This is a genomic window from bacterium (assembly GCA_040754625.1).
Lineage (GTDB): Bacteria > JACRDZ01 > JAQUKH01 > JAQUKH01 > JAQUKH01 > JAQUKH01.
This window is the reverse complement of sequence record JBFMCF010000060.1, coordinates 15,602-39,687: the sequence shown is the minus strand read 5'-3', so window position 1 is coordinate 39,687 and position 24,086 is coordinate 15,602. Positions and strand designations below refer to the sequence as shown.

At 38.4% G+C, this 24,086-nt stretch carries 27 protein-coding genes and 1 pseudogene; 21 read left to right on the top strand and 7 right to left on the bottom strand.

The window, feature by feature from the left end:
• Positions 1 to 45: 45 nt before the first annotated feature.
• Together AB1498_05095 and AB1498_05090 are read right to left on the bottom strand one after the other, a co-directional pair.
• Positions 46 to 399: a polymer-forming cytoskeletal protein gene (locus AB1498_05095; protein MEW6087660.1), complete on the bottom strand. Its 354-nt coding sequence runs from the start codon at positions 397 to 399 to the stop codon at positions 46 to 48.
• A 23-nt stretch (positions 400 to 422) separates the two neighbouring features.
• A complete protein-coding gene (locus AB1498_05090) occupies positions 423 to 1,358 on the bottom strand; it encodes a M23 family metallopeptidase (GenBank protein ID MEW6087659.1) in 936 nt (311 codons plus the stop codon).
• A 177-nt stretch (positions 1,359 to 1,535) separates the two neighbouring features.
• On the opposite strand from AB1498_05090, the gene AB1498_05085 reads away from it, so the two are divergent.
• The 4 genes from AB1498_05085 (at position 1,536) to AB1498_05070 (ending at position 5,068) form a co-directional block, all read left to right on the top strand.
• Entirely contained in the window at positions 1,536 to 1,718 is a 183-nt protein-coding gene (locus AB1498_05085; protein MEW6087658.1) for a 4Fe-4S binding protein, read from the top strand.
• A gap of 245 nt (positions 1,719 to 1,963) precedes the next feature.
• A complete protein-coding gene (gene metK, locus AB1498_05080) occupies positions 1,964 to 3,166 on the top strand; it encodes a methionine adenosyltransferase (protein ID MEW6087657.1) in 1,203 nt (400 codons plus the stop codon).
• 55 nt (positions 3,167 to 3,221) lie between these two features.
• A complete protein-coding gene (ahcY, locus tag AB1498_05075; protein ID MEW6087656.1) occupies positions 3,222 to 4,478 on the top strand; it encodes an adenosylhomocysteinase in 1,257 nt (418 codons plus the stop codon).
• Positions 4,479 to 4,549: 71 nt separating this feature from the next.
• Positions 4,550 to 5,068, top strand: a complete 519-nt coding sequence (locus AB1498_05070) for an adenine phosphoribosyltransferase (protein ID MEW6087655.1) — start codon at positions 4,550 to 4,552, stop codon at positions 5,066 to 5,068.
• Between the two features lie 9 nt (positions 5,069 to 5,077).
• Here the strand turns inward: AB1498_05070 and AB1498_05065 are convergent, their stop codons facing one another.
• Positions 5,078 to 5,959, bottom strand: coding sequence for a hypothetical protein (locus AB1498_05065; GenBank protein ID MEW6087654.1), 882 nt, complete (start codon positions 5,957 to 5,959; stop codon positions 5,078 to 5,080).
• Between the two features lie 143 nt (positions 5,960 to 6,102).
• Between AB1498_05065 and AB1498_05060 the strand changes: the two genes are divergently transcribed.
• Positions 6,103 to 7,743: a Na/Pi cotransporter family protein gene (locus tag AB1498_05060; protein ID MEW6087653.1), complete on the top strand. Its 1,641-nt coding sequence runs from the start codon at positions 6,103 to 6,105 to the stop codon at positions 7,741 to 7,743.
• Positions 7,744 to 7,755: 12 nt separating this feature from the next.
• Here the strand turns inward: AB1498_05060 and AB1498_05055 are convergent, their stop codons facing one another.
• Both AB1498_05055 and AB1498_05050 read right to left on the bottom strand, forming a co-directional pair.
• Positions 7,756 to 8,133: a zinc ribbon domain-containing protein gene (locus AB1498_05055; GenBank protein MEW6087652.1), complete on the bottom strand. Its 378-nt coding sequence runs from the start codon at positions 8,131 to 8,133 to the stop codon at positions 7,756 to 7,758.
• A 78-nt stretch (positions 8,134 to 8,211) separates the two neighbouring features.
• Positions 8,212 to 8,427: an AbrB/MazE/SpoVT family DNA-binding domain-containing protein gene (locus tag AB1498_05050; GenBank protein MEW6087651.1), complete on the bottom strand. Its 216-nt coding sequence runs from the start codon at positions 8,425 to 8,427 to the stop codon at positions 8,212 to 8,214.
• A 224-nt stretch (positions 8,428 to 8,651) separates the two neighbouring features.
• On the opposite strand from AB1498_05050, the gene lexA reads away from it, so the two are divergent.
• The 11 genes and pseudogenes from lexA to AB1498_04995 all read left to right on the top strand — a co-directional run bounded on the left by lexA (position 8,652) and on the right by AB1498_04995 (position 16,896).
• The gene (gene lexA, locus AB1498_05045) at positions 8,652 to 9,272 is read left to right on the top strand and encodes a transcriptional repressor LexA (GenBank protein ID MEW6087650.1); all 621 of its coding nucleotides are present in this window, start codon (positions 8,652 to 8,654) and stop codon (positions 9,270 to 9,272) included.
• Between the two features lie 17 nt (positions 9,273 to 9,289).
• The gene (locus tag AB1498_05040) at positions 9,290 to 9,523 is read left to right on the top strand and encodes a hypothetical protein (GenBank protein ID MEW6087649.1); all 234 of its coding nucleotides are present in this window, start codon (positions 9,290 to 9,292) and stop codon (positions 9,521 to 9,523) included.
• A 32-nt stretch (positions 9,524 to 9,555) separates the two neighbouring features.
• Positions 9,556 to 10,065, top strand: a pseudogene (rhuM, locus tag AB1498_05035) (RhuM family protein).
• Between the two features lie 205 nt (positions 10,066 to 10,270).
• Positions 10,271 to 10,765: a cupin domain-containing protein gene (locus AB1498_05030; protein ID MEW6087648.1), complete on the top strand. Its 495-nt coding sequence runs from the start codon at positions 10,271 to 10,273 to the stop codon at positions 10,763 to 10,765.
• A gap of 113 nt (positions 10,766 to 10,878) precedes the next feature.
• On the top strand, positions 10,879 to 13,398 hold the full coding sequence (locus AB1498_05025; protein MEW6087647.1) for a tetratricopeptide repeat protein: 2,520 nt from the start codon (positions 10,879 to 10,881) through the stop codon (positions 13,396 to 13,398).
• Positions 13,399 to 13,489: 91 nt separating this feature from the next.
• Positions 13,490 to 13,753, top strand: coding sequence for a CopG family transcriptional regulator (locus AB1498_05020; protein ID MEW6087646.1), 264 nt, complete (start codon positions 13,490 to 13,492; stop codon positions 13,751 to 13,753).
• A complete protein-coding gene (locus tag AB1498_05015) occupies positions 13,741 to 14,160 on the top strand; it encodes a PIN domain-containing protein (protein MEW6087645.1) in 420 nt (139 codons plus the stop codon). The genes AB1498_05020 and AB1498_05015 overlap by 13 nt, the downstream gene beginning before the upstream one ends.
• A 472-nt stretch (positions 14,161 to 14,632) precedes the next feature.
• Positions 14,633 to 14,833: a helix-turn-helix transcriptional regulator gene (locus AB1498_05010; protein ID MEW6087644.1), complete on the top strand. Its 201-nt coding sequence runs from the start codon at positions 14,633 to 14,635 to the stop codon at positions 14,831 to 14,833.
• Entirely contained in the window at positions 14,820 to 15,143 is a 324-nt protein-coding gene (locus tag AB1498_05005; GenBank protein ID MEW6087643.1) for a HipA N-terminal domain-containing protein, read from the top strand. The genes AB1498_05010 and AB1498_05005 overlap by 14 nt, the downstream gene beginning before the upstream one ends.
• Positions 15,140 to 16,045, top strand: coding sequence for a HipA domain-containing protein (locus AB1498_05000; GenBank protein MEW6087642.1), 906 nt, complete (start codon positions 15,140 to 15,142; stop codon positions 16,043 to 16,045). The genes AB1498_05005 and AB1498_05000 overlap by 4 nt, the downstream gene beginning before the upstream one ends.
• Before the next feature lie 362 nt (positions 16,046 to 16,407).
• Entirely contained in the window at positions 16,408 to 16,896 is a 489-nt protein-coding gene (locus AB1498_04995) for a transposase (GenBank protein ID MEW6087641.1), read from the top strand.
• A 39-nt stretch (positions 16,897 to 16,935) separates the two neighbouring features.
• Here AB1498_04995 and AB1498_04990 read toward each other — a convergent pair whose 3' ends face one another.
• Positions 16,936 to 18,300 (bottom strand): radical SAM protein, encoded by a 1,365-nt coding sequence (locus AB1498_04990; GenBank protein MEW6087640.1) that lies wholly within the window; start codon positions 18,298 to 18,300, stop codon positions 16,936 to 16,938.
• Positions 18,301 to 18,483: 183 nt separating this feature from the next.
• Here AB1498_04990 and AB1498_04985 point away from each other — a divergent pair, with 183 nt between their 5' ends.
• From AB1498_04985 to AB1498_04965, 5 genes are all read left to right on the top strand, one after another.
• On the top strand, positions 18,484 to 19,014 hold the full coding sequence (locus AB1498_04985) for a hypothetical protein (protein ID MEW6087639.1): 531 nt from the start codon (positions 18,484 to 18,486) through the stop codon (positions 19,012 to 19,014).
• Positions 19,015 to 19,342: 328 nt separating this feature from the next.
• Complete coding sequence (locus tag AB1498_04980) at positions 19,343 to 19,555, top strand: type II toxin-antitoxin system HicB family antitoxin (GenBank protein ID MEW6087638.1); 213 nt, start codon at positions 19,343 to 19,345, stop codon at positions 19,553 to 19,555.
• Positions 19,552 to 19,740 carry a type II toxin-antitoxin system HicA family toxin gene (locus AB1498_04975; protein MEW6087637.1) on the top strand — a complete coding sequence of 63 codons (189 nt, stop codon included), beginning with the start codon at positions 19,552 to 19,554 and terminating at the stop codon, positions 19,738 to 19,740. Before AB1498_04980 ends, AB1498_04975 begins: the two co-directional genes overlap by 4 nt.
• A 495-nt stretch (positions 19,741 to 20,235) precedes the next feature.
• Positions 20,236 to 20,499 carry an AbrB/MazE/SpoVT family DNA-binding domain-containing protein gene (locus tag AB1498_04970; GenBank protein ID MEW6087636.1) on the top strand — a complete coding sequence of 88 codons (264 nt, stop codon included), beginning with the start codon at positions 20,236 to 20,238 and terminating at the stop codon, positions 20,497 to 20,499.
• Positions 20,496 to 20,777: a hypothetical protein gene (locus tag AB1498_04965; GenBank protein MEW6087635.1), complete on the top strand. Its 282-nt coding sequence runs from the start codon at positions 20,496 to 20,498 to the stop codon at positions 20,775 to 20,777. The genes AB1498_04970 and AB1498_04965 overlap by 4 nt, the downstream gene beginning before the upstream one ends.
• A gap of 104 nt (positions 20,778 to 20,881) precedes the next feature.
• On the opposite strand, the gene AB1498_04960 is transcribed toward AB1498_04965, so the two are convergent.
• Positions 20,882 to 24,067, bottom strand: coding sequence for an efflux RND transporter permease subunit (locus tag AB1498_04960; GenBank protein MEW6087634.1), 3,186 nt, complete (start codon positions 24,065 to 24,067; stop codon positions 20,882 to 20,884).
• Positions 24,068 to 24,086: the final 19 nt, after the last annotated feature.

The window sequence follows — 24,086 nt, the reverse complement described above, 5'->3', positions numbered from 1 at the left end:
AAAAGGAGGCGCGCCCTCCGGTATCTTTAGGCATGAAAATTTTGTTTAATAACCCGATTCTTTCGCTATTTTACAATTTCCTTCAAAAACAACGCCGTCCGCTATACATATCCGGGGGGCAAGGATATCGCCGTACAACTCCCCGCTGGGAAGAACCTCTACTCTTTTTTTGGCAAATACATTTCCTTTTACTTTCCCGCCGATGATAATGCTCCCGACATGGCAATCCCCGATAACTTCGGCTTTTTTACCTATATATACATCACCCGTGGCTTCGACCTTGCCGCTAAGATGGCCGTCTATTCTTATATTTCCGTTTCCTTTTAATTCGCCTTTTAAAATTACACCCTGGCTTAAAACAGTGTCTATTGGGTCAATTTTTTCATCTTCTTTTTTCACCGCTGTTACCTTCTCCTGGATTTTTAAAGATTAAAGATATAATTTATCGGATTTTCAAAGTAACCCTTTTTTTGTATTTCATAATGCAGGTGAGGGCCTGTGCTTAAACCAGTATTGCCTGAGAGGGCGATATCCTGCCCTCTTTTAACAACCTGTCCGGATTTTACGAGCAGTTTGGAATTATGGCCGTAAACAGTTACCAGCCCGTTCCCATGAGATATTTTCACAGTATTGCCCAAACCCGGGATCCATCCGGAATATATCACTTTACCTTTAGCAGTGGCGATAACAGGTGTTTTAGGCCTTAAAGATATATCAAGACCTGAATGAAATTCTCTTTCTCCGCCAAAGGGAGAACGGCGGTATCCGAATTTCCCTGAAATGTGTCCGCTCCTTGCAGGCCAAATCAGCGGCATTGATTCCAGGTAACCTTTTTGGCTTTCAAGAAATTCTGAGAATTCTTCCAGTCTCAACGATTGATAATACAAAGAATCCTCTAAATCTTTTACATCTTCCAAAATTTCTTCGGATTTAGTGTCCAGTTCCCTGCCAAATCCCAGGTCTTTAATACGGCGGCTTAATTCCTTATCATTATATAAAGGGCCGCCCTGCCCGCCCTTTTTCAATTTTGATTCAATACCGGTGATATTTTTAAACTTATCTTCAACGTCTTTTAAACGGGACATAATCCCTTTGATTTTTTTTAAATCCTCTTCCTGCCTGGCCCTTTCCTCTGCAAGCCGTTCTTGCTCCTTAACAAGCTTTTCCTGCAGCGGAGCCACAGAAAATAATTTTAATCTGACATTATTATAGTCTATAAGGAAAAGAGAAAACATCAATGCGATAAAGCCGGCCAGAGCGCATATACGAACAATAACCGGCATCGTAATATGAAAATGGACCGGCTTAGAATCCGTATGAGGAACAATCATTATTGTGAAAGATTTCTTTTTTAACATATGTTTTTTAAATTTGCACACAAAAAATCTATTTTAAAATACCATAAGCTTAACGTATTTGTCAAGGATTTTTTAAAATAAAACAAAAAAACACTTGCGGTGCCGGAATGATTATGTTAGAATTAAATGCATTTTTTCGGCAGTAAAAAAAAGATGAAATTAAGAAAGGAGAAAAATATGTTTCCAAAAGTTGATTTAAACAAATGTGATGGCGACGGAATTTGTGTGGAAAATTGCCCGGCAAATGTGTTTGAACTTAAAGACAAGAAGTCAAAAGTCGTCCATCCTGAAGATTGTACGGAATGCGGTATTTGCGTGGAAAATTGCCCGCAGAAAGCGATTGAACTGGTTGAAAAATAAATACCCGGCTTGTATATCGGGAAAGAAACTACTCAGCGATTTTTACCAAAAACAGCTGAGTAGTTGCACCTGATTAACAAGAGGGATGGGATTGTTATCAGGACTACTTTGGCTACCCAGCTTTTATTTTATCGGTTTTTATTTTTTAAAATTGAACATATATTTTTTCTGATTAAATTTTAGCTTATTTTTTAAGAAAAGCAATAAAAAAATTAATTTAATGTTTATTAAACAAGGAGTTTAACATGGTAGGAAAGAACTATTTATTCACATCGGAATCAGTCACAGAGGGGCATCCTGACAAAGTTTGCGATCAAATTTCAGACGCAGTTTTGGACGAGGTTTACCGCCAGGACCCGCCCAACAAAAATAATTTTCGCACCCGCGTCGCTTGTGAAACATATATTACCGTCGGATTAGTAATTGTCGGCGGTGAAATAACAACAAGCGCTTACGTTGATTTGCCTGTTATTGTAAGAAATTTGATAAAAAGTATTGGTTATACACATGCGAAATATGGTTTTAATTATGAAACATGCGCGATATTAAACGCGATTGGCCGTCAATCACCGGATATTGCCCAGGGAGTCGGAAGAAAAGGGAAAATTATCGGGGCAGGAGACCAGGGATTGATGATTGGTTATGCCAGTGATGAAACAAAAGAACTTATGCCTCTTCCGATAATGCTGTCCCACAAGCTGGCACGAAGGCTGGCAGAAGCCAGGAAGAAGAACATTCTTTCATATTTAGGCCCGGATGGGAAATCACAGGTAACGGTAAAATACGAAGATGGCAAGCCAATTGCGGTGGACAAGATTGTTGTTTCAAGCCAGCATACAGAAGAGGCGCTTGATAAAAAGACGGATAATATGGCGGACTGGGCCAGGGATGAGATAATTGAAGCAGTTATAAAGCCGGTTATTTCTTCTTCACTTTTAAAGAATTTTAACTGGAAAAAAGATTGTTACATTAATCCCACCGGCAGGTTTCTCGTTGGCGGGCCTCAATCCGATACCGGAATGACCGGACGGAAAATTATTGTTGATACTTACGGAGGAATGGCCCCTCACGGAGGCGGCGCGTTTTCCGGAAAAGACGCTACAAAAGTTGACAGGTCAGCAACCTATATGGCGCGTTACATTGCGAAAAATATTGTCGCGAGTAAACTGGCGAATAAATGTATGATACAGCTCGCATATGCAATCGGGGTCCCCGAGCCGGTATCCATTATGGTTGAAACGTTTGGTACTGGTAAAATTTCTGAAGATAAATTTAATAAACTGGTACGCAAACATTTTAAATTGACACCGCGGGAAATTATTGAAACCCTGGAACTTTATCGCCCGGTTTATCTCAAAACTGCCGCATATGGACATTTTGGACGTGAGGGCGAGGGCTTTTTATGGGAAAAAACGGATAAGGCGGAACTCTTAAGGGCTGACGCGTAATAAGAAACAGTTTAAGCCGTTTAAACAGTTTGAACAGTTCAAAATAGGAGATTAAATGAAATATGATGTAAAAGATTTAAAATTGGCGGAAAAAGGGAAATTAAGGATTGAATGGGCTGATGAAAGAATGCCTGTCTTAAAAATTATCCGTGAGCGGTTCAGCAAGGAAAAACCCCTGAAAGGAATTACATTAGGCGCCTGTTTGCATGTTACCACGGAAACGGCTAACCTGGTACGGACCCTTAAAGCCGGCGGCGCGAATGTTTTTTTATGCGCTTCAAATCCGTTAAGCACGCAGGATGATGTCGCCGCTTCTTTGGTCAAAGATGAGGGCATACCTGTTTTTGCGATATGCGGCGAGGACAATAATACTTATTATAAACATATTAACGCCGTGCTCGATGAAAGACCGCAAATCACCATGGATGACGGGGCTGATTTAGTTTCAACAATTCACAGCAAAAAACGGGATTTGATCCCGGACATTATCGGCGGGACGGAAGAAACAACAACAGGTGTTATCCGTTTAAAAAGCATGGAAACAAAAGGCGTTCTGGCGTTTCCAATTGTCGCGGTGAATGAAGCAATGACAAAATACTTTTTTGATAACCGGTATGGAACAGGCCAGAGCACGATTGACGGAATTTTAAGGGCTACGAATATTTTATTGGCGGGTTCCAATTTTGTCGTATGCGGGTATGGCTGGTGCGGCAGGGGTGTCGCGATGAGGGCCCGCGGCATGGGAGCGAATGTGATTGTGACTGAAGTTGACCCTATCAGGGCCCTTGAAGCTGTCATGGACGGATACCGTGTAATGCCTATTGCCCAAGCCGCGAAAATCGGAGATGTCTTTGTCACTTTAACGGGCGATATCAATGTTATCCGCGGAGAGCATTTCAAGGTGATGAAAAACGGCGTCGTTGTGGCGAATTCCGGGCATTTCAATGTCGAGCTGGATATTCCATCTCTCGAAAAACTTAGCAAAAAGAAACGCGTTGTCCTGGACTCCGTTGAAGAATATACCATGGCCGACGGCAGAAAAATCAACCTTCTAGGTGAAGGACGGCTGATTAACCTCGCCGCGGCGGAAGGCCACCCGGCCGTAGTCATGGATATGAGTTTCGCGAACCAGGCGCTTGGCGCTGAATTCATGGTAAAGATGGGAAAGAAGCTTGAGAAAAAAGTCTACAATGTGCCGGCGGAAGTGGACAAAAAAATAGCAACATTGAAATTAAAATCAATGGAGATTAAAATAGACACCCTGACCCCTGAACAGAAGAAATATCTTGCTTCGTGGGAGGAAGGTACCTAAAAAGACCGTTTGAACGGTTTAAACGGTTCAAATTGTTTAAGCCGCCTGAAAGAATTTAAAAGGAGAAAAAAATGAGCCTGAAAAAAATTATCCGCGACGTGCCTGATTTTCCGAAACAGGGAATAATTTTCAAGGATATTACGCCCTTATTAAAAGACCAGAAGGCGTTTCGCTCAGCAATAAATAAAATGGCAAAGCATTATAAGGGAAAACACATTGACGCGATTGTCGCTGTGGAATCCCGCGGATTTATTTTTGCTGGTGCTTTGGCCGCAAAAATGAAAACTGGGTTTATCCCGGTCAGAAAACCGGGAAAACTTCCATATAAAACAATCAGCGAAACGTATCAATTAGAATACGGGACAGACACCCTCCAGATTCACGAAGACGCCGTAAAACCCGGCGATAAAATCCTGATTGTTGACGATTTACTGGCTACCGGAGGAACAGTTTCCGCAGTGGTTAATATGGTCAAGAAACTCGGCGGCGAAATCGCAGGCATTGGATTTCTTATTGAACTCGCGTTTTTAAACGGCCGCAGTAAACTCCCGGGATACGACATATTTTCAGAAATAGTATATAAAAAATAGATAAAAATATCAATCACTATCGTGTATGACCCTTTCAATCAATAAATTAATGATTGATCTTATCTTTTCTTTATCTTTGTCATCTATTTCTTTTTTTTCGCCAAAACCCCATAAACTCCAGGTTTGTGATAAAGCGCCTGTTTCTGATTCCGGCAATGTGGTCCAGTGGATTTCACCGTATTTATCGGTAAATTCCGTAAGCTTTTTTTCTTCGTCCGCCGAGAGAAATCCTTTATATTCCTGATTTAATAATAATTTGAAGTATGTAAATGAATATGTTTTTGAGATATATAGTTTATTGAATTGATGTATATCGTTTTCGCGGAATATTAAAACTGCATCCTTGCTTTCTTCTTCCGTGTCTTTTGGAAGTATCATATAAATATTTTTATTGGCGCTTTTTACCAGGGAGTCAATTAGCAATTGGATTTTTTTTAAATCTTCGCTGTCTATATTTTCTTTTTTTCCAAAACCCCATAAACCCCAGGAAACTGATGTTTTGGAATTTTTGTATGAATAGGCTGTATCGAACTGGATTTCATTATATTTATTAATTAACTCCGAGATCTGTTCTTCCTCGGTGGGAGAAAGGAACCCCTCATACTCTTTATTGTCGTATAATTTATAATAAACGTATGAGCAATCATCGTAAATATAAAGTTCATTAAGCTTATATTTACCGGTTTCACGGAGCATAAAAACAGCTTTAGCTGAATCTTCTTTGTCGATTTGCGCGAAAGATATATTTATGGTTAATCCGGCAGGAAATATTTGAAGCAGGAATAAATTTATTGTCAGGGTTATTTTAAATTTATTCTTTAATCCCTTTTTTAGTTGAGCCGTCGGGGAATTTTTTATCTCCACTAATGTGAATTTGTTGAGACATTTCATGCTTTTGTCCCCCATAATGAAAGGCCGTATTTATATTTATGATATTATAAATATTATTAAGATGTCAAGAAATATAAGGACATTTAAAACTGGATTACAATAATATTCTTGCAAAAAATTTAAATTAATATTATTATCTTGAAATGGACAACTGGACAGTTTTTTACCTGAATTTTTTCGGGGGGTTGGCCCTTTTTATTTATGGAATGCGCCTGGCCGGGGAAAATATCCAAAAGCTTGCCGGTTTTAAACTCAAAGATGTCCTCAAAGATTTAACCGACAGCCGTTTAAAGGCGGCCTTCGTGGGCATGATGGCGACACTCGCAATTCAAAGCAGTAACGCGGCTATCTCCCTTGTCGTGGGATTTCTCGATTCTTCGCTTATAATGCTCTGGCAGGGACTGGCTATTATTCTCGGGGCGCATATCGGGACGGCCCTTATAGTCCAGTTGATAGCTTTTAACCTTTCTGACTATTCTCTTGTTTTTATTTTTATCGGTCTTTTAATTATTCTTCTCCTCAGCAAGAACCGGAGAAACATTTATTTCGGAAAAATCATTCTCAGCGCCGGTTTTATTTTTCTTGGAATGAAGATACTTGGTGACGGGATGAAATCCCTGGAAAATGTCGATGAATTCAAGCGCATTCTCGTCGACGCGGGCCAAAAACCTTTTTTGTCGATTATATTATCGTTCGGCATGACCGTCCTGACGCAATCAAGCGTAGCTTCCATAGGAATGGTAATTATCCTTGCCAATCACGGGCTCCTGGACATTAAAGGCGGTTTGCTTATGGTACTTGGCTCGAATTTGGGGAGCTGTGTGGCTGTGGTTGTCGCAAGCTGGGGAGCGTTCCATGAAGGCAAAAGGGCCGTATGGGCAAACCTCTTGTATAAAATCATTGCCGCGGTATTATTTTTTGTTTTTATGCCTGGTTTTGAGATAATAACTATGAAATTTTCTTCATTATTTTCCCGGGCTTCGGTTGGGCGGGAAATAGCCAACGGTCATTTAATGTTCAATGTAATAAGCGCGCTTATTTTTATCCCGTTTATCGACCGGGAAGTAAAATTCCTGAATAAGTTTGTACCCGAGAAGGAAATTGAAGACCGGATAAGCCGGACAAAATATATTAAAATGTCAGGCCTCGAAATGCCGTCGATAGGCCTGGATAACGCCCGGCGCGAGGCCGCGAGAATGGCTAAATTCGTGGAAGCAATGGTGCACGAAGTAATTACAGGTATCCTTGAGAACAAGCGCGATTTAATCGATAATTTGCGTTCCCGCGATGATGAGATAGATAAATTAAACCGCACAATACACGATTTTCTTGTCCAGATGGCCCAAAACACACTTTCCACAAATGAATCAAAAACGGACACCGGAATTTTATACATTTTAAACGATATCGAAAATATCGGCGATATTGTCGACAAAAACATGATAAGGCTGGGAGAGAAAAAGATAAACGAAAATGTCTCTTTCTCGAATGAAGGAGAAAATGAAATAAGAGATTTTTACTCCATTATAAGAAAAAATTTCGCGCTGCTTATCGAAGCGCTTTTTACCGGGAATTATAAACTCGCGGAAAAGATAATCTCGAGGCGGGAGGAAATCGCGGAATATGAGCGCGAACTGCATCACCGGCATATCAGCCGCCTGCATCACGGGACAAAGGAAACAATCGCTTCATCCGCGATACATCTTGACGTCCTTAATAACCTCGGAAGGATAAACAGCCACCTTGTAAGCGCCTCATGGGCGGCTCTTGAGGAATTGAAATAAAAAACAAATATTTTATAATTGTTTCCACCTTTTTAAAGATGGAATCAATGCTTCCATCTGTTTCTTTGCCTGTTCTTCCGGCATACCGTATTTTACCATGATTCCAATACACCCTTTTGTCATCTGGTCCATTGTGATATCCGGCTTTGTGAATTTCCCGCCCTGGTAACAATAGGTGCAATATTCTCTGTTTTTACTTTTACCGGCGTTCGTTCCGAAGTCGCTTTCAATTTTCATCGGCATGCCGCAGCTCTGGCAGACAGGGATAAGTTTTTCGGGGATGGGCCGGCATTTGCAGTGTTTCGCATGCTCCATGTGCCACTCAAGCCTTTGTTCATCCGTTGCCTTAGCGGGCATTTTATGGTTTTGATGCCACTCTTTGTTTATCATGATTTGTCTCCTGCAGGGGTTCGCCCTCATTATTTTGGACAGACACACGGGGTCTGTCCCCCTGCGAATTGATTTATGTTATTTCGCGAATTTGTCAAACACGTCATTCAGGGCGGATGATTTTATCAGATTAAACCCGTCCTCGTCTTTTCTCAAGACAGCAAGCAGTCTGTCTCCATTTTTGAGATTAAGTTTTTCCCGCAATTCAACGGGTATGGCAATCTGCCCCTTGCTTGAAACCGTAACCCATCCTATTAACTGATTTCCTTTCGATGATTCAATATTTTTAATCATATTTTAATTATAATATGTAAGAAATATTTTGTCAAGAGGAAAAAATAAGAAAAATCTTACTAAGATAATATCGTTTGCTGCATAAATCCTGCAGCTGACTGCAATAGAAGGGACTTATGAAACCGTTTTTAACAACATCTGTAAATAATTCGAGATTTATCGGTAAATTAAATAAGTGTATAAAAATGTTGACAATCATACATATTATATGTATAATGCTATGTATGAAAATACATTTGACGCCAAAACAGCAGAAAGTATTCGAAGCAATAAAGGAATTCCGGAGGATTAATAATCGTATGCCGAGCTATAAAGAGTTAGCAGATACACTAGGGTATGCGTCAGTTAATTCTATCCAGCAATTTATTAAAGTTCTTGCCGAAAGAAAATATATTCATATCGAGAAAAAACAGGGAATAAGAAATACTAATTTTTATGAAAGACAAAAGACAGATTTGATAAATATTCCCTTGCTTGGAAGAGTTGCCTGCGGCACACCTCTTCTTGCCGAAGAAAATATAGAAGGCTATGTTTCTGTGGTTAAAACACTTATTAAAAATAAACCCGGAAATTATTTCTTTCTGCGGGCCAGAGGCGAGTCGATGAATGCCGCGGGGATAGAAGATAACGATTTATTGTTGATTGAAAGCAAATCTTTTGCAAATGCCGGGGAGATAGTGCTTGTGCTTATAGATAATGAAGCGACAGTCAAATATTTTAAGCCGCATAAAGATTTCGTTGCCTTACTGCCAAAATCCAAAAACAATAAATATCAGCCGATTATAGTTTCAAAAGATTTTCGCATTCAGGGCGTGGTTCGGAAGGTTGTGAAGGTGAATGATTAGAAAGTTAGAAGGGAAAAATGTGCATTACGAAATCTCAACTTATAAATAAACCGGAAAACCTGCGTCGCCATATCGTTATACTTGGAGCTGGGGCGAGCGTCGCGGCATTTCCTAATGGTGACGCTAATGGAAAAATACTGCCGACAATGGATAACTTTGTTGAGAGTAACCAACTCCCATTGGACGCTAATTTTGATGAACTATTATTTTGGCTAAAGCCGTTAGTTGAGGCAGAAAGACTTATTTTATAAGGTAATTGTTTTAAAAAAGAGAAAGAATTAAAATGCATAAGAATAAAATTATATCGCAAATTATTTGGTATCAGACAGAGGACAAACAAACAAAACTTCAGGTAACAATGAAAGATGAAACGGTCTGGCTTACGCAGGATCAAATGGCGGATTTGTTTGAAAAAGGCAGAAGTACAATCACAGAACATATAAATAATGTATTTGAAGAAGGGGAACTCGACGAGAAATCAGTATGTCGGGAATTCCGACGAACTGCGTCCGATGGAAAAGAATATAGTGTTAAGCATTATAATCTGGATGTCATTATTTCTATTGGCTATCGTGTAAAATCGTTGCGAGGTACTCAATTCCGTATTTGGGCGACACAACGCCTGAAAGAATATATCATTAAAGGTTTCGCATTGGATAATGAGCGTTTGAAGCAGGGAGGGCAAAAAGCGCGGTACTTTCAGGAATTATTACAGCGAATCCGTGATATCAGGAGCAGTGAACGTAATTTTTACCAGAAAGTGACAGATATTTACGCAACAAGTATTGATTATATGTTTCGGATTTTGACCGTGCAGTGAAAGAGCTTGAGCAGAAATCGTCAGGGACCAATCGGCAGACAATTAAATGAATGTTGATGATAAAATAATTGATTTTATTAAGAAAACAAAAGAGGCTGTTTCATAAGTCGTTTTCGTCATGAAAAAGATTAAAATGATAATATGGTAATGAAGAAAATTATAACAAAATCAATAAAATATGAAACAGGTAAAAATCTTAAAAGCGGATATTAAAAACAGCGAAGAGATAATTAAAAAATATAAACTTCAAAAACATCCCGAGGGCGGGTGGTATAGAGAGATCATCCGCTCTGAAAATCTCATTCAATTTAACGGCAAAAAGAGGAATGCCGTGACATCTATTTATTTTTTATTGACCAAAAATGAAATCAGCAGGTGGCATAAAGTGGATGCGGATGAAATATGGATATTTCTGGACGGGGATAGTTTAGAACTGCACAAGGCTGACTTGAAAAAGAAAAGATATTCAGTTGAAGAACTTAATCCGGAAAACCGGCAGGTGCTTGTTAATACCGGAGTATGGCAGGCGGCAAGGTCAAAAGGAAATTTTTCATTTGCCGCATGTGTTGTCGCCCCCGGTTTTGAATTTGAAGGATTTAAATTGCTCGATAATAATGCCCCTGAATCTGAAAAAATATTAAAATTAAATAAAAAAGTGAAAGATTTTATTTAAACAGATTTTATATAAAATATTGACGTAAGATTAAACAAGCAATATAATCAGAATAAATAAAAATAGACTCTCCTAAGTGATATACTCCCTTCTATTTAAAAAAGGAGGAATTTATGTTCTCCAAGAGAATATATTTTTTCCAGATCGTTCTTATACTTTCATTGTTATTTTTGAATCATTCACAAGGCTTTGCTGAAACAATTCCCGGGACCGTCAAAAGCGAAACACCCGGGGAGAAAAATGAAGAATCAGTAAAAGAGCAAAAAAAAGAAGAGAATATAGGAGACAAAGAGGAATACATCAGGAAAAGGACTGTGGTGGTAAAAGATTATATGATAACCGGGCTATTTGAAAAGGCCATTGATGTTTATAATGAAATATTGAATGTTGATCCCGAAAACAAGGAGGCAATAGAGGGAATTATCGATGCCTATAACCGTTTAGCGGGGTCTTATATGGAAAAGAAAAATTACAGTGACGCGATAAAGGCTTTAAAAAAACTTCTGAATATTAAGCCGGAAAATGCAGAAATATTATTTAAACTGGGTATGGCTTATTTTTCAATGCCCGGAAATTATTGGTATAAAGACGCTGAAGATGTATTTAAAAAAGTGGTTTCCATCGGAAGCAAGGACGGCCTTATTGGAGAAAGCCATTTCTACCTGGCCCAAATTTATTTTGCGCAAAAGAAAAATGAGGATGCAAAAACAGAAATAGAATCAGCCATAAAAAATAACCGGGATAACCCGGAATATCATTCATGGGCGTCAAAGATATACATGTCCCTTGGTTTATTGGATAAATCTGAGCATGAAATCAGACAAGCAATTGAACTTAATCCAGAAAATGAGGAATACCGGAAAATGTTCCAAGAGATTAAAAGGGATTCTCGGGAATTAGCGGCTTCATTTGAAGCCGCAGAAGATGCCATTTATGAAGCGCCTATGAGCGTTAAGGGTTCAAGCTCATCAACAAAGAGGTTGAGAGCATCGCCATTTTACTCAAGTGAAGCGGAAGGCGCGTTTTCTATGTATAAGAAAGACGAGGTACCTGTAGCTCCTGCGGCCATGGAGCCTAAAAAAGAAGAAAAAATTAAAGAGATATATTTATCCGGTTCAGGTTTAAAAGCCGGTTATTCCAACGATAATAAACAATTTAATTATTTTATTGATTATCTTAATAAATTCGCGCATCTCCAGCACTACCCTATCAATATTTCAGAAAGAATAATATTAACAGTCAAGGACATAAACGGTAATTCCCTGCCAAACGCGGAAATAAATATTTTCTCAAATAACAATTTAATTTCAAAAGGCCAGACGTATTCAGACGGTTCATTCATGTTTTTTCCATCCGAACACGCGGGAAATATCTCAAAATACAAGACAGTAATAAACTACGTGCAAACCAAAAAAGAAATTACCATAGAGAGAGCCGGCAAACGCGAGATTGAGGTTAAATTGGATTATCAAAAAAGTGCCAGTGAAAATGTCCCCATTGATATTCTTTTTATATTTGATGTAACAGGAAGCATGAAGGAAGAAATCGACAGGTTGAAATCTTCGATAGAACTCATAAAACTTAATATCGCGTCCATATCTTCAAAGCCGGAAGTGCGTTTCGGGATGGTCCTGTTTAGGGACAGGAGAGATGAATTTGTTACAAAAATTATCCCCCTGACCAAGGATCTAAATATCTTCCAGGAAGAATTAAATAAAGTCAAAACTGCCGGCGGCGGTGACGGGCCGGAGGATTTACAATCGGCGTTAAAAGACTCAATTCAACAGATTGACTGGAATAAAAACGGCATCAGGCTAAGTTTTATTGTAACAGATGCCCCGCCTCACCTGGATTACGGGCAAACATACACTTATGTCAATGCGGCAAAAGACGCGAAGGATAAAGGGATAAAAATTTACAGCGTGGGCACAGGCGGTTTGGACCCAATGGGAGAATACATACTTAGGCAATTATCACAATATACATCCGCTAAATACATATTTTTGACTTACGGTGAAAAAGGCGAAAGTGAGGGTGGGATGCCCGGCAGTGTCAGCCACCATACAGGTTCAAACTATGAAACGGATAAACTTGAAGCGATTATAATAAAAATCGCCAAGGAAGAGTTAAGCAATTTTACAGACCAGCCCGTTGAGGAAGGAGAAGATTATTTTATCGCGAATAAAATTGAAAGCGAAAAAAAAGAAGAAACGCTTAAAAAATTATTTGACATGGCCGCCTCTCAGTTAATTGATTATTCAAGTTACACCATTGATGACAATACCCCGGCGGCTGTTCTATCCATAAGCACGAAAGAAACAGCGCAAAATAAGAATGCCGAATATTTCACGGAACAGCTTATGCTTTCCTTGACCAAAAAAAGGAAATTCAAAATGGTTGAACGAAAAGACCTCCAGAACGCGGTAAAAGAAATGGAATTAAGCATGGCCGGTTTCATGGATGAAAAAAACGCCGTTAAAGTAGGAAATATGATCGGCGCCAAAATGCTTGTTTACGGAGATATGTATATCAAAGACGATAATTTTGAACTTTTCCTGAAATTAATGCGGGTTGAAACCGGGGAAATTCTTTCCGTCACAAAATCAAAAATAAATATGGGGCTTGGATTGTAAAAAAAACAGGCAAGACATATCCCTAATTTTAAAATTTATCTTGACAAAGGCCTTACTGTAGGACATAATGTAGGACAGGAGAATTAAAAACATGCCATCGAGCACAAGACTGGATAAAGAAACAGAAGAATTTTTAAACCGGGCGGCTCAGCGTTCGGCCGTTACAAAATCGGAAATTGTCAGGATAGCCCTTAGAGAATACTGCAAAAAGGTTATTGAAAATAAAGTTACTTCCTGGGAAATTTATTTTTCAGTACATGAACCGGGAGGAAGTAATTACGGCAAACGTGTTTCAGACGGCAAAAAGACATTAAAGAAAAAATCAGAGGCGGGGCGTAAAAAATGGTCATTATAGATACTGGCCCGATTGTTTCTCTCTTTGACGAATCTGAACCTTATCATAATGCCTGCAAAAATACCCTAAAAGAAATCAAATCTTCTCTTATAACTTCATGGGCGGTACTAACAGAATCCTTTTATTTGCTCGATGACTGGCAAAAAGGCAGGAACGAACTTTGGAATTTTATAATAGCCGGAGGGGTTAAAATTCACGATATCACCCCTTCTTATTATGTGCGGATGAAAGAGCTGATGAAAAAATATTCCGACAACCCGATGGATCTGGCTGACGCGACACTTATCGTAACAGCCGAGGCCTATAAAATAAAAACAATTTTCACGCTTGATAGGAAGGATTTTTCCACATATCGTCCAGCGCATTGCACCCATTTCGAAATAATACCGTTCAAAACAAACACTTAATAATAATCGGACATGTTCATTATTATGCCAAACCATATTCATGGGATTGTAATTATTAATGCAGGGTCGCCCAATTCCTCGTCTAACAGTCAAACAATTCAGGGCGTGATAAATCACACCCCTACAATAGGGGAAATTTTGCGTTAATTCAAGGCGAGATGCGCCTGTGCGGTTAACACAAAATTCGTAACGATATAGACGTGCCCGCCTGGCAACGCAATTATTACGAACATATCATTCGCAATGGAACAGAATTCTATAAAATTACGGAATATACAATCAATAACCCGGTTGATTGGAAGAATGATAAAAATTATATTTCGTTAAAAAATATGGGGCAATTCAGATTTTTTTATACCCAATAAGGTATAATGTGTAATATGATTAATTTTTTATAGGTGAAAAAGGGAAATTTTCTTGACATTATACCTTAAGAGGTATAATATATAAATATAACCTAAAGGGTATAATTATGGATATAGGATTAAAAATAAAAGAATTACGAAAAAAATCCGGGTTAACACAGGTCAATTTTGCCATAAGGGCGGGAGTTGGATTGAGATTTGTAAGAGACCTTGAACAAGGGAAAAAGACAATCAGAATGGACAAACTTAATCAATTGCTGGAATATTTCGGGTATCATTTAGAGGCAATCAGAAATGAAAGAAAATAAAAGAAAAGCAAGAATTTATTTTAAACAGCAAATAGCCGGACTATTGGAAGAAACAGAAAGCGGATATAAATTTATTTATAATATCGATTTCATTAAAAACAAAATTCCCATTTCCATATCGTTGCCAGTAAGAAAAGAACCGTTTGAAAGCCGCGAACTATTTCCATTTTTTGAGGGGTTATTGCCTGAAGGCTGGTATCTCGACATCGTAAGCAAATCGTTAAAGATTGACAAAAACGACAAATTTGGTTTACTGCTTGCCACCTGCAAAGACACCATAGGCGCGATAAAAGTTATGGAGAAAAAATGAACTGCCTTATTTGCGGAGAATCATTTAAAGAAAAAGGTAATTATCATAAAAGTTGTCTAAAAAAGGTTTTTGATACAGATGAAACGCCGGAAATAGATTTAAAGCTTTCAGATATTAACATCGAGGCGCAGAAAATGGCAGGTAAACTTTCCATATCCGGTGTACAGCCAAAAGTATCCGTCAGGCTTAATAAGGAAAAAAATAAAATAGAAGCGGCCGCGGAAGGCGGCGAATATATTTTAAAACCGCAGTCCCAAACATTTTATAATTTGCCTGAAAATGAGTGGACCTGTACAATTCTCGCGCGAAAAATGGAAATTGATGTCCCCTCTTTCGCGTTAATAAAACTAAAAGACGAGAGTTTGGCGTATATCGTTAAGCGATTTGACAGGAGCCGCGGAGATAAAATACATGTTGAGGATTTTGGGCAGATATTAGAAAAAAAAGACAAATATAAAGGCTCTTATGAAGAAATAGGGAAAAAGCTGAAAACAATATCGGAAATCCCGGGATTGGATGTTCAATTGTTATTTGAAAGAATACTATTTTATTACATAATTGGCAACGGAGACGCTCACTTGAAAAATTTTTCTATACGCTATGAAGATAACGGACTGATAAGGCTCGCGCCCGCGTATGATATTGTGTCGTCGAAAATTCTGATAAAGGATGAGGAGGATTTCGCGTTGACGCTCAACGGAAAGAAAAACAATATCAAAAAAACCGATTTTTATTCATTCAACGGGTACCTGGGCATTAACAAAAAATATACGGATGAAGTTTTTAAGAAATATATAAATTCTGAAGCATTACTGGGCGGTATTGTAAATATTAATAATGATATTTCATCAAAGCTGGGAAAAATAATAAAAGAAAGAGTAAATAATTTTAACAAGGGGTAAGTTTTACAAAAAGGAATTTAAAATTAATTATCTTTCTGGTGATAAAAAAATGGATAAGCGGGCTACTCTACAATCTTTTCTCGTGAAATGATTGAAGAGAGGCGAAAAAATGTTGAGGAGTTGGAGGAGAAAAACCATACTAAAGATATCTTTAAAAATAAGAAAATATGTTTCCCAAAACTTGAGAAGCTAAATGATCCTTTTGATTGCTATTTTAATTTAGATAAGCCTGCCCCTACAAAATAAATTAATTCCAAATCCATGAAATACAATCCTGATATTCATCATAGGCGATCCATTAGATTAAAAAATTATGATTATTCGAAAGAAGGATAACGATATGCTGTAGGAATAAAGAATGTTTGTTAGGTGGAATTGAAAATAAAAAAATGCAATTAAACGAATGTGGGGAAATTATCGAGAAATGCTGGAAGGAATTGCCGAAACGATTTTCCCAAATACAATTAGAACAATTTATTATAATGCCGAATCACATACATGCAATTATAGTGATCAATGATTTTAATGTAGGGGTAGGGCTTGCCCTACCCTCTGATACAACACCAATGGTTATGTCAGAAACGTCAGAGGGCAAGGCAAGCCTTGCCCCTACAATTACTAACAAATATAAAGCGAATAATGAAAAACGGAAAACAATCGGTGATGTTGTTCGTGTCTTAAAATCAATTTCAGCTATCAAAATTAATAAATATTTAAATCGGTTAGGGGTACCCGTTTGGCAGCGTAATTATTATGAGCATATAATACGAAACGAAGCAGAATTGTATAAAATTGTGGAATACATAATTAACAATCCTATCAATTGGCAGGATGATGAAAATTATGTTTAAAATACAGAGGGCAGGGCAAGCCCTGCCCCTACAATAACATTATTCGTAATCCCTCCACAAATTCTTCAATTGGTTGTTGAAATTGTAATATATCTTGAAGAGTGACGGCCATTCGCGGAGCGGGTATTTTCTCATGAATTCGATCTGTTTTGCTTTTGACCTTGAATTATTGAAAAGTGAAATATACTCCTCATAAAATTCTTTAATGGGCAGTTTTGTCGGAAGCAATGTATGGAACAGGTCGGAATAATCATAGTTTGTTGTGATAAGTTTATCCTTAACCTCATTATAATAATCCGTTCCGGGGAAAGGTGTTAAGACGCAAAAACCGATAAAATTAAAATCGAGTTTGAGGCAGAATTCTTTCAGCTCTCTAAAATCATTTTCGTCAAATTCCTGCCTTATTATGAATGAAGGGAATATTTCGATGCCAAGTTGGTTGAGTATTTTAACGGCTTCAATATTAATCTGGACGGTTGAACCTTTTTTAATAAATTTAAGATCCGAATCCCTGAAAAATTCGAGCCCGACGAAAAGCCGTTTAAGCCCCGCTTCCTTCCATTTTGCCAGTAAATCGGGGTGCCTCACTATGGTGTCGCTTCTTCCGTAAAAGAAAAAATTTTTCTTTATACCGGATTTTATTATGAGATTCGCGACGGTCATCATCCGTTCCACGTCGAGGAGCGATTCATCGTCCGCAAAATAAACGTTTTTCTCTCCAATAGTCGCGAGTTCTTCAAGGATTTTTTCCGGTGTTCTTACCAGATAATTTGTTTCCGCGACCTTCCATAACGCGCAGAATTTACACCTGAAATTACATCCTTTGGAGGTCCGCATTGACGCGAGCGGCTTCAGCCATTCGCTGTAATAATGTTTTCGATATTTTTGGGAATATTTCCTGTTTGGAAATGGAACAGAATCAAGGTCTTTAAATTCATTCTTAGCGTTAATTACCGGTTTCCCATCTTTCATATAAGCGGTCCCGGGGATTCTATCAATCTCTTTTTTCTGTGAGAGCATGGACATTATTTCTTTAAATGGAAGGACGCCTTCCCCCATTACGACAAGGTCAATGTATGGCGTTAAAAAATCTTCCGGCATTACTGTCGCGTGGTGACCACCGACAACTGTAAAAATATCCGGATTGATATTTTTTATTTTTTCACATAAACTTTTAGTTGTATTAACATGGACTGTGTAGGCGGAGATCCTGATAACATCAGGCTTGAAGGTGTTTATATAAGATTCAAGTTTATTTTCAATGCGCATATCAAGGATTTTTACATCATGTTCGTTTTCAATTCCCGCGGCGAGATATTCAAGCGCGAGCGGCTCGAACATATGGAAATCCTCGCCGCCGATCGATTTTTGCCCTTTCCTGGGCTGGATTAAAAGGACTTTCATAATGAAGAAAGTTTAACATATATTCCTGTGGTTATCAAGTGAACCCCGTTAGAAAAACATTGTAGATGTATAGACAAGCTCCAAACCTGCTTATATATTTAATTTTACTTTTATCTTGACAAACTTAAAATAAATTAATATTATATTGAAAAGCACAAAAGAACAAAAGAAAGGAGTTTGATAATGTCTGACAACAAGAATAATCTTTATATTTATGAGGCAATTGAATTAAGAAATGAGTTTGACAAGCATAGTAAAATCTTGGAAAACCTAATTGACGAAAAGAGAGAAAGAAAAGGATTTTTTTCCTCAAGAGAGGAAGATGAGTTGCAACCAAGTAAAGATTTTAATATTGAATCAATTCAGGAAAAGTTAAAGAAATTACAGACTAAGCGGGTGAAATTAAATCGGGAATTACAATTGGCAAATTTAAAATCAAAATTTAATTATGATGGTACAGAGGTAAGTTTATCAGAGGCATTAGAAATTAAGAAAAATTTATTAAAAGATATTGATGTTTTTACCAACAGATTAACGGAATCCGCATACGTTAAAGTTATACATAAGGAAGGAAGGGACATTATTAAAGAGCCAAAACAAAAATTTAATGATGCTTATCAATCATATGAGAATTTATTAAAAAAATTGAGATTTTTAAATCAAGAGATACATAAAATTAATCATACAGAAGTCATCAATTTTAAAGATGAATAGGAGAGACAGGGGAGCAAGTGCGAAACTACTGTGAAGTAGGATAGCCCGAAACCCGATAGCGTAAATTGGGAGTGGAAAAGTCAATTATCCACTTTAAACTAAATTTGGCAGGTGGGCATAGAACCCTACTCTTTTTTACAACTTACTTTTTTTAATTAGACTTTACAACATTATTGGAACGATTTCCAAGTCGTTACAACTTACAAGACGGCTCCGCGTCTCCTTTTTTCTATGTTATATTACTAATTTCAAATATTTTCCATTAAAAGTTTCAAAAATTGTAGTATAATATATACAAATATGATAGAAAAGAATTAAAGATTGGAGAATAGTTATGCAATATACAGCAGTTATTAAAAAAGAAGGTGATTGGTGGATAGGCTGGATCGAAGAAATCCAAGGTGTTAATTGCCAAGAAAAAACCAAAGAAGACTTGTTAAAAAGCCTTAAAATTACTTTAAAAGAAGCTATTGATATGAATAAACAAGAAGCAATTCGCGAAGCAAGCACTAATTATATTGAGGCGTCTATTCTTATATGAAACGGCTTGAATTATTGAAGTATCTTAGGGAAAATGGCTGTGTTTTTATCAGAGAAGGTGGAAGCCATTCGTGGTGGGGAAATCCAAAATTGAATAAACGTTCATCAGTTCCCAGACATAATGAAATAAATGACAATCTTGCAAGAAAAATTTGCAAAGATCTTGGGATACCAAGAATAAAATAGACGTCATATATTAAAATTGTCAAACCATGATTATTCACTCCTCACCCCTTATCAAACTCCTCACCCCTTCAACTAATCCTAATTCAGAGACAATATTTGATTTAAGCTTAAAGATTATTGAATTTTGCGCTAAAAATAAAATAAATTACCATATAAAAGATGGGACACAAATTGAAGCGATGATTTAAATTATCAAGATGTTATACAAAAGCACTTTCATTATTTAGTTTAATGCAGTCTACACCTTAAGAATAATTTTAACAATTTCCGAACGTGAAAAGAGCCTCATTGCCGGGCCCCATACCCCGGTCCCGTATGTTGTATAAATATAGGATGAATTTTTTTTATATAAACCGTTTGGATATTTGTAGAACAATTGGCAAATTAATTCAGGGTTTTATGAGCGCTTCTGGTTACTGTCCCCATTATGTTAGAAAGTATGACTTGACATACTATAGCACTAAGGTTATAATTATCGCCGGAGGTGAACAGGTAATGACTATTACAAAATTGAAAATAAAAAATCAGGTAACTATTCCAAATGAAATAGTGAACAAATTGCATTTAAAATTGAATGAATTGTTCGCGGTGGATGTTGAGGAGAATTATATAAAACTTACGCCTGTAGAAATTGAACCCCGCTACACGCCCGAAGAATTAACTAATATAGATCGTATTGTAGATAGTGAAAAGGCGGAGGCAAAGGTGTTAAAACCGGGGAAAGAGTTTTCGGAATATATAAAAAGGGCAACTAAGTGAAAAAAATTTCAGTTTTACCATCTTTTGACCGCTCAATTAAAAAAATGAACCCGCAGGATAAAAACCAAATCGCGGAAAGTCTTGAGGCGTTTAATACATTTCTTGTTTCTGGAAAAGATCCATTTGGATTTCGATTCAAAAAAATAAATCATAATAAATATGAATTCAGAGTTAATATTAAACTCCGGGTTGTTGTAAAAGAAGAAAATAACACCTTTTATCTTGTATTGGCAGGAAGCCATGAGGATGTAAAAAGATATCTACGAAGTTTTAGATAAAAGGCCTTGAAACTGCCATTATTAACAATCTCCAGGTGTAAATTACTATGATCGGGTGGAGAAACATCCCGGTGAGAATCCCATGATTGGTATTTTACTTTAAGCTACTCACCTCTTATCAAACTCTTCACTCCTTCAAATATCTTAACCTTCCCTGCCTCGAAAATATTATACAGGATCGGAATTACAATAAGCGTTAATCCTGTTGAAAACGTTAATCCGCCGATGACAACGACCGCCAGCGCCTTGTAGAATTCCACGCCCGCGCCGATACCGAGGGCCATCGGAAGCATACCGAGAACGGTTGTCAGGGTGGTCATGAATATGGGCCGCATTCTTGTAACTCCTGCCTGGACCGTCGCTTTCTTGCGCTCCATGCCTTCTTTCCGCAAAACATTTATATAATCAATAAGAAGTATCGCGTTGTTGACCACGATACCGGCGAGCATTATGATACCGACCATCGCCGTAATGCTTAATTTGTCCCTTGAAATTAGAAGGCCGCCGGTAACCCCTATAAACGCCATCGGCATGGTAAACATGATTAAAAACGGGTGCCCGAAAGACTCAAACTGCGCCGCCATTACCATATAAATAAGGACTAAGGATTCTATAAGCGCGAACATGAGATACTTGAACGATTCCATCATCTCTTCGCCCTGGCCGCCATAATGCCATGAGTAACCGGGAGGAAAATTAAACGTGTCGACAAAACCCGTCCGGTTTTTATTACTTAATTTTTGCATTGTATCGCCGAGGGCGAGGCCTTCCTTCAAATTTGCCGTCACAGACACGCTCCTCACCTGGTTTTCACGTTCGATTTTCAACGGGCCCGCGCTTTTTACTACATGCGCCACATTGCCGAGCAGAAGGGTTTTAGTCAAAGGTATAGTGTTTAAAAAGTCGATATTTTGTTTATTCGCGTCTTTTAGCCTCAGGCGTATGTCTATCTCATCATTTTTGTCCCAGTAAGTTGAAGCGACTTCGCCGTCGATACTTGTCTGTAAGGTGTGCGCGATATATTGAGTGTTAAGGCCGAGGTCTGATATTTTGGCCCGGTTCGGTATTACCTGGACTTCAGGCAAAGCTTCTTTAATGGAAATGTCAAAGTCCTTAAGGTCAGGGACCGCCTTTATTTCTGCCAGCAATTTCCCGCCGATTTCTTTGAGCCTGGTTAAATCCTCTCCGATGATTTTAATGCTTATATCACTTTCCTCGCCATGGCGGAAACCTTCCATTCTTTTGAGTTTTATATTCGCGTCCGGAAAATTTTTGGATTTTTCATTCAGGACATTGATTATCTCGGGGATTTGCCTTCCTTTTGTTTCATCCACTTTTATTGTTATGTCCGCTTTTTGAGGTGTGACATTTATCGCCGAAGTGACTACTTCAGGAAGTTCATGGATTATTTCTTCCATTTCTCTCGCTATGTTGTCAGTCGCGTTTAAACTCGCGCCGGGTTTAAGCTCAACATCACCCCTTATAAGTTTCTGCCTTCCCGGCGGGAAAAACTGCATGCCGGGCTTTATCGTAAGGCTTAGGATAAAAAATACCAGTAAAGTTAAAAGCGCGCCCGCCTGCCGGACCCGTTTACCAAGGAGCCAGACCATAAAATCCTTGTAAAGATCAAGAATTTTAGTTCCTATCATAAGCCGGAATTTAAACACAATAAAACACATGATAAAAATAACAAGGGATGTTAACGGGCTGTAACCCATACCCAAATACGCTATAACTATGGAAATTGTCCCGGCGGTCCAGCGGATTATTTTAAAAAATTTTTCTTCGCGTTTTGTTTCCTTAGCGTGTTTTTTGCGTTTAAAAAGGATCGCGGTTGCCATGGGGACAACGGTATATGAAACTATAATCGAAAAAACCAGTGAAAAAGCGATTGAAAATGACAGGTCAAAAAATATCTCCCCGGCGATCCCTTTGACAAACGCGAGAGGCAGGAACACAACGATAGTGGTAATTGTTGAAGAAAGTATCGGCATCGCGACTTCAGCCGTGCCTTCTATCGTGGCATGCACGGGATTCTCTTTGTTTAAATTAATATGCCTGAATGTGTTTTCAAGGACAACAATGGAATTGTCAACCACCATACCGATACCGAGGGCCAATCCCGCGAGGCTTAATATGTTCAAGGTTATTTTGGAAAGATAAAGCGCCCCGATTGTTGAAAACACGGATATGGGGATTGATAATGATATGATTGATGTGCTTCTCCAGTCGATAAGAAACAGGAAAAGAATAAACACGGCAAGAATGGAACCTGAAACGGCGCTTTCATTGACCATTTTCAAAGAATCGCGGATATAATCCGCCTGGTCAAATACAATATCGATTACCATCCCGGCCGGGAGCTGTTTTTTTATGCTTTCAAGCTTTTTCAAAACAAGGTCGCTGATTTCTACAGTGTTTCCGCCGCTTTCCTTAAATATAAGCATTCCGACGCTGTCCTGCTTGTTCAATCTTGAGTAGCTCACGACATCTTTATAACTGCTTAGAACATCCGCGACGTCCTTTAAATAAATCGGATTGTTATCCTTGTTTGAGACAATTAGCTTTTTCAGGTTGTCAATCGATGAGAATTCACCTATTGTCCTGACAAGAAACTCCATCCGCCCTTCTTCAACCTTTCCCGCCCGCATGTTTAGATTTTCTATTTTTATAGCTTGAGATATATCCTGCAGGGTAAGGTTATAAGCGAGAAGTTTTTTTGTTTCAACCTGTATTTGTATTTCTTTTTCCTTGCCTCCCGTAATTTCCACCGAAGCGACCCCTGGAATCTGCTCGATCGCGTTTTTGAACACATCCTCGGCGGTCTTTCTCACCTCGTAGGATTCCTGCGGCCCTGACAAGTTGATCCATATAATTGGCCACGCGTTAGGGTCAAACCTCTGTATTACAGGTTTTTCGCTTTCTGAAGGGAGCAGGTTTTTTATCTTATCAATCTGTTCCCTGACATCCATGGCCGCGATATCCATGTCTTTTCCCCAGTCATACTCGACAATTATTGTCGATTTGCCTTCCGTTGTTACGGATGAGACCTTTTTAAGGTCTTTCATCCTGGAGAAAGCCTCTTCCATGGGACGCGTGATAAGCTTCTCCATTTCCTCGGGGCCTGTCCCGGAATAGTTAGTGGTCACGACAAGCGTGGGCGCGTTGATTTCAGGGAGCATATCGACCGGCATTTGGAACGCCGAAAAAATGCCGAATACAATCGGGATGAGAAGGACCATCGCCATTGTAACCGGGTGATGGACCGAAAATTCAATTAGTTTGCGCATTCGAATTTAACTCCTTAAT

Bases quoted from the DNA above. Each gene is read 5' to 3' on its own strand.
- AB1498_05055 (MEW6087652.1), bottom strand. From the start codon at position 8,133: ATGATAAACAAAGAGTGGCATCAAAACCATAAAATGCCCGCTAAGGCA.
- metK (MEW6087657.1), top strand. From the start codon at position 1,964: ATGGTAGGAAAGAACTATTTATTCACATCGGAATCAGTCACAGAGGGG.
- AB1498_04975 (MEW6087637.1), top strand. From the start codon at position 19,552: ATGAAACGGCTTGAATTATTGAAGTATCTTAGGGAAAATGGCTGTGTT.
- AB1498_05085 (MEW6087658.1), top strand. From the start codon at position 1,536: ATGTTTCCAAAAGTTGATTTAAACAAATGTGATGGCGACGGAATTTGT.
- AB1498_05065 (MEW6087654.1), bottom strand. From the start codon at position 5,959: ATGAAATGTCTCAACAAATTCACATTAGTGGAGATAAAAAATTCCCCG.
- AB1498_05050 (MEW6087651.1), bottom strand. From the start codon at position 8,427: ATGATTAAAAATATTGAATCATCGAAAGGAAATCAGTTAATAGGATGG.
- AB1498_05090 (MEW6087659.1), bottom strand. From the start codon at position 1,358: ATGTTAAAAAAGAAATCTTTCACAATAATGATTGTTCCTCATACGGAT.
- AB1498_05070 (MEW6087655.1), top strand. From the start codon at position 4,550: ATGAGCCTGAAAAAAATTATCCGCGACGTGCCTGATTTTCCGAAACAG.
- AB1498_04985 (MEW6087639.1), top strand. From the start codon at position 18,484: ATGTCTGACAACAAGAATAATCTTTATATTTATGAGGCAATTGAATTA.
- AB1498_05030 (MEW6087648.1), top strand. From the start codon at position 10,271: ATGAAACAGGTAAAAATCTTAAAAGCGGATATTAAAAACAGCGAAGAG.
- AB1498_04970 (MEW6087636.1), top strand. From the start codon at position 20,236: ATGACTATTACAAAATTGAAAATAAAAAATCAGGTAACTATTCCAAAT.
- AB1498_04990 (MEW6087640.1), bottom strand. From the start codon at position 18,300: ATGAAAGTCCTTTTAATCCAGCCCAGGAAAGGGCAAAAATCGATCGGC.
- AB1498_05060 (MEW6087653.1), top strand. From the start codon at position 6,103: ATGGACAACTGGACAGTTTTTTACCTGAATTTTTTCGGGGGGTTGGCC.
- AB1498_05040 (MEW6087649.1), top strand. From the start codon at position 9,290: ATGTGCATTACGAAATCTCAACTTATAAATAAACCGGAAAACCTGCGT.
- AB1498_04960 (MEW6087634.1), bottom strand. From the start codon at position 24,067: ATGCGCAAACTAATTGAATTTTCGGTCCATCACCCGGTTACAATGGCG.
- AB1498_05025 (MEW6087647.1), top strand. From the start codon at position 10,879: ATGTTCTCCAAGAGAATATATTTTTTCCAGATCGTTCTTATACTTTCA.
- AB1498_05000 (MEW6087642.1), top strand. From the start codon at position 15,140: ATGAACTGCCTTATTTGCGGAGAATCATTTAAAGAAAAAGGTAATTAT.
- AB1498_05015 (MEW6087645.1), top strand. From the start codon at position 13,741: ATGGTCATTATAGATACTGGCCCGATTGTTTCTCTCTTTGACGAATCT.
- AB1498_05010 (MEW6087644.1), top strand. From the start codon at position 14,633: ATGGATATAGGATTAAAAATAAAAGAATTACGAAAAAAATCCGGGTTA.
- AB1498_05020 (MEW6087646.1), top strand. From the start codon at position 13,490: ATGCCATCGAGCACAAGACTGGATAAAGAAACAGAAGAATTTTTAAAC.
- lexA (MEW6087650.1), top strand. From the start codon at position 8,652: ATGAAAATACATTTGACGCCAAAACAGCAGAAAGTATTCGAAGCAATA.
- ahcY (MEW6087656.1), top strand. From the start codon at position 3,222: ATGAAATATGATGTAAAAGATTTAAAATTGGCGGAAAAAGGGAAATTA.
- AB1498_05005 (MEW6087643.1), top strand. From the start codon at position 14,820: ATGAAAGAAAATAAAAGAAAAGCAAGAATTTATTTTAAACAGCAAATA.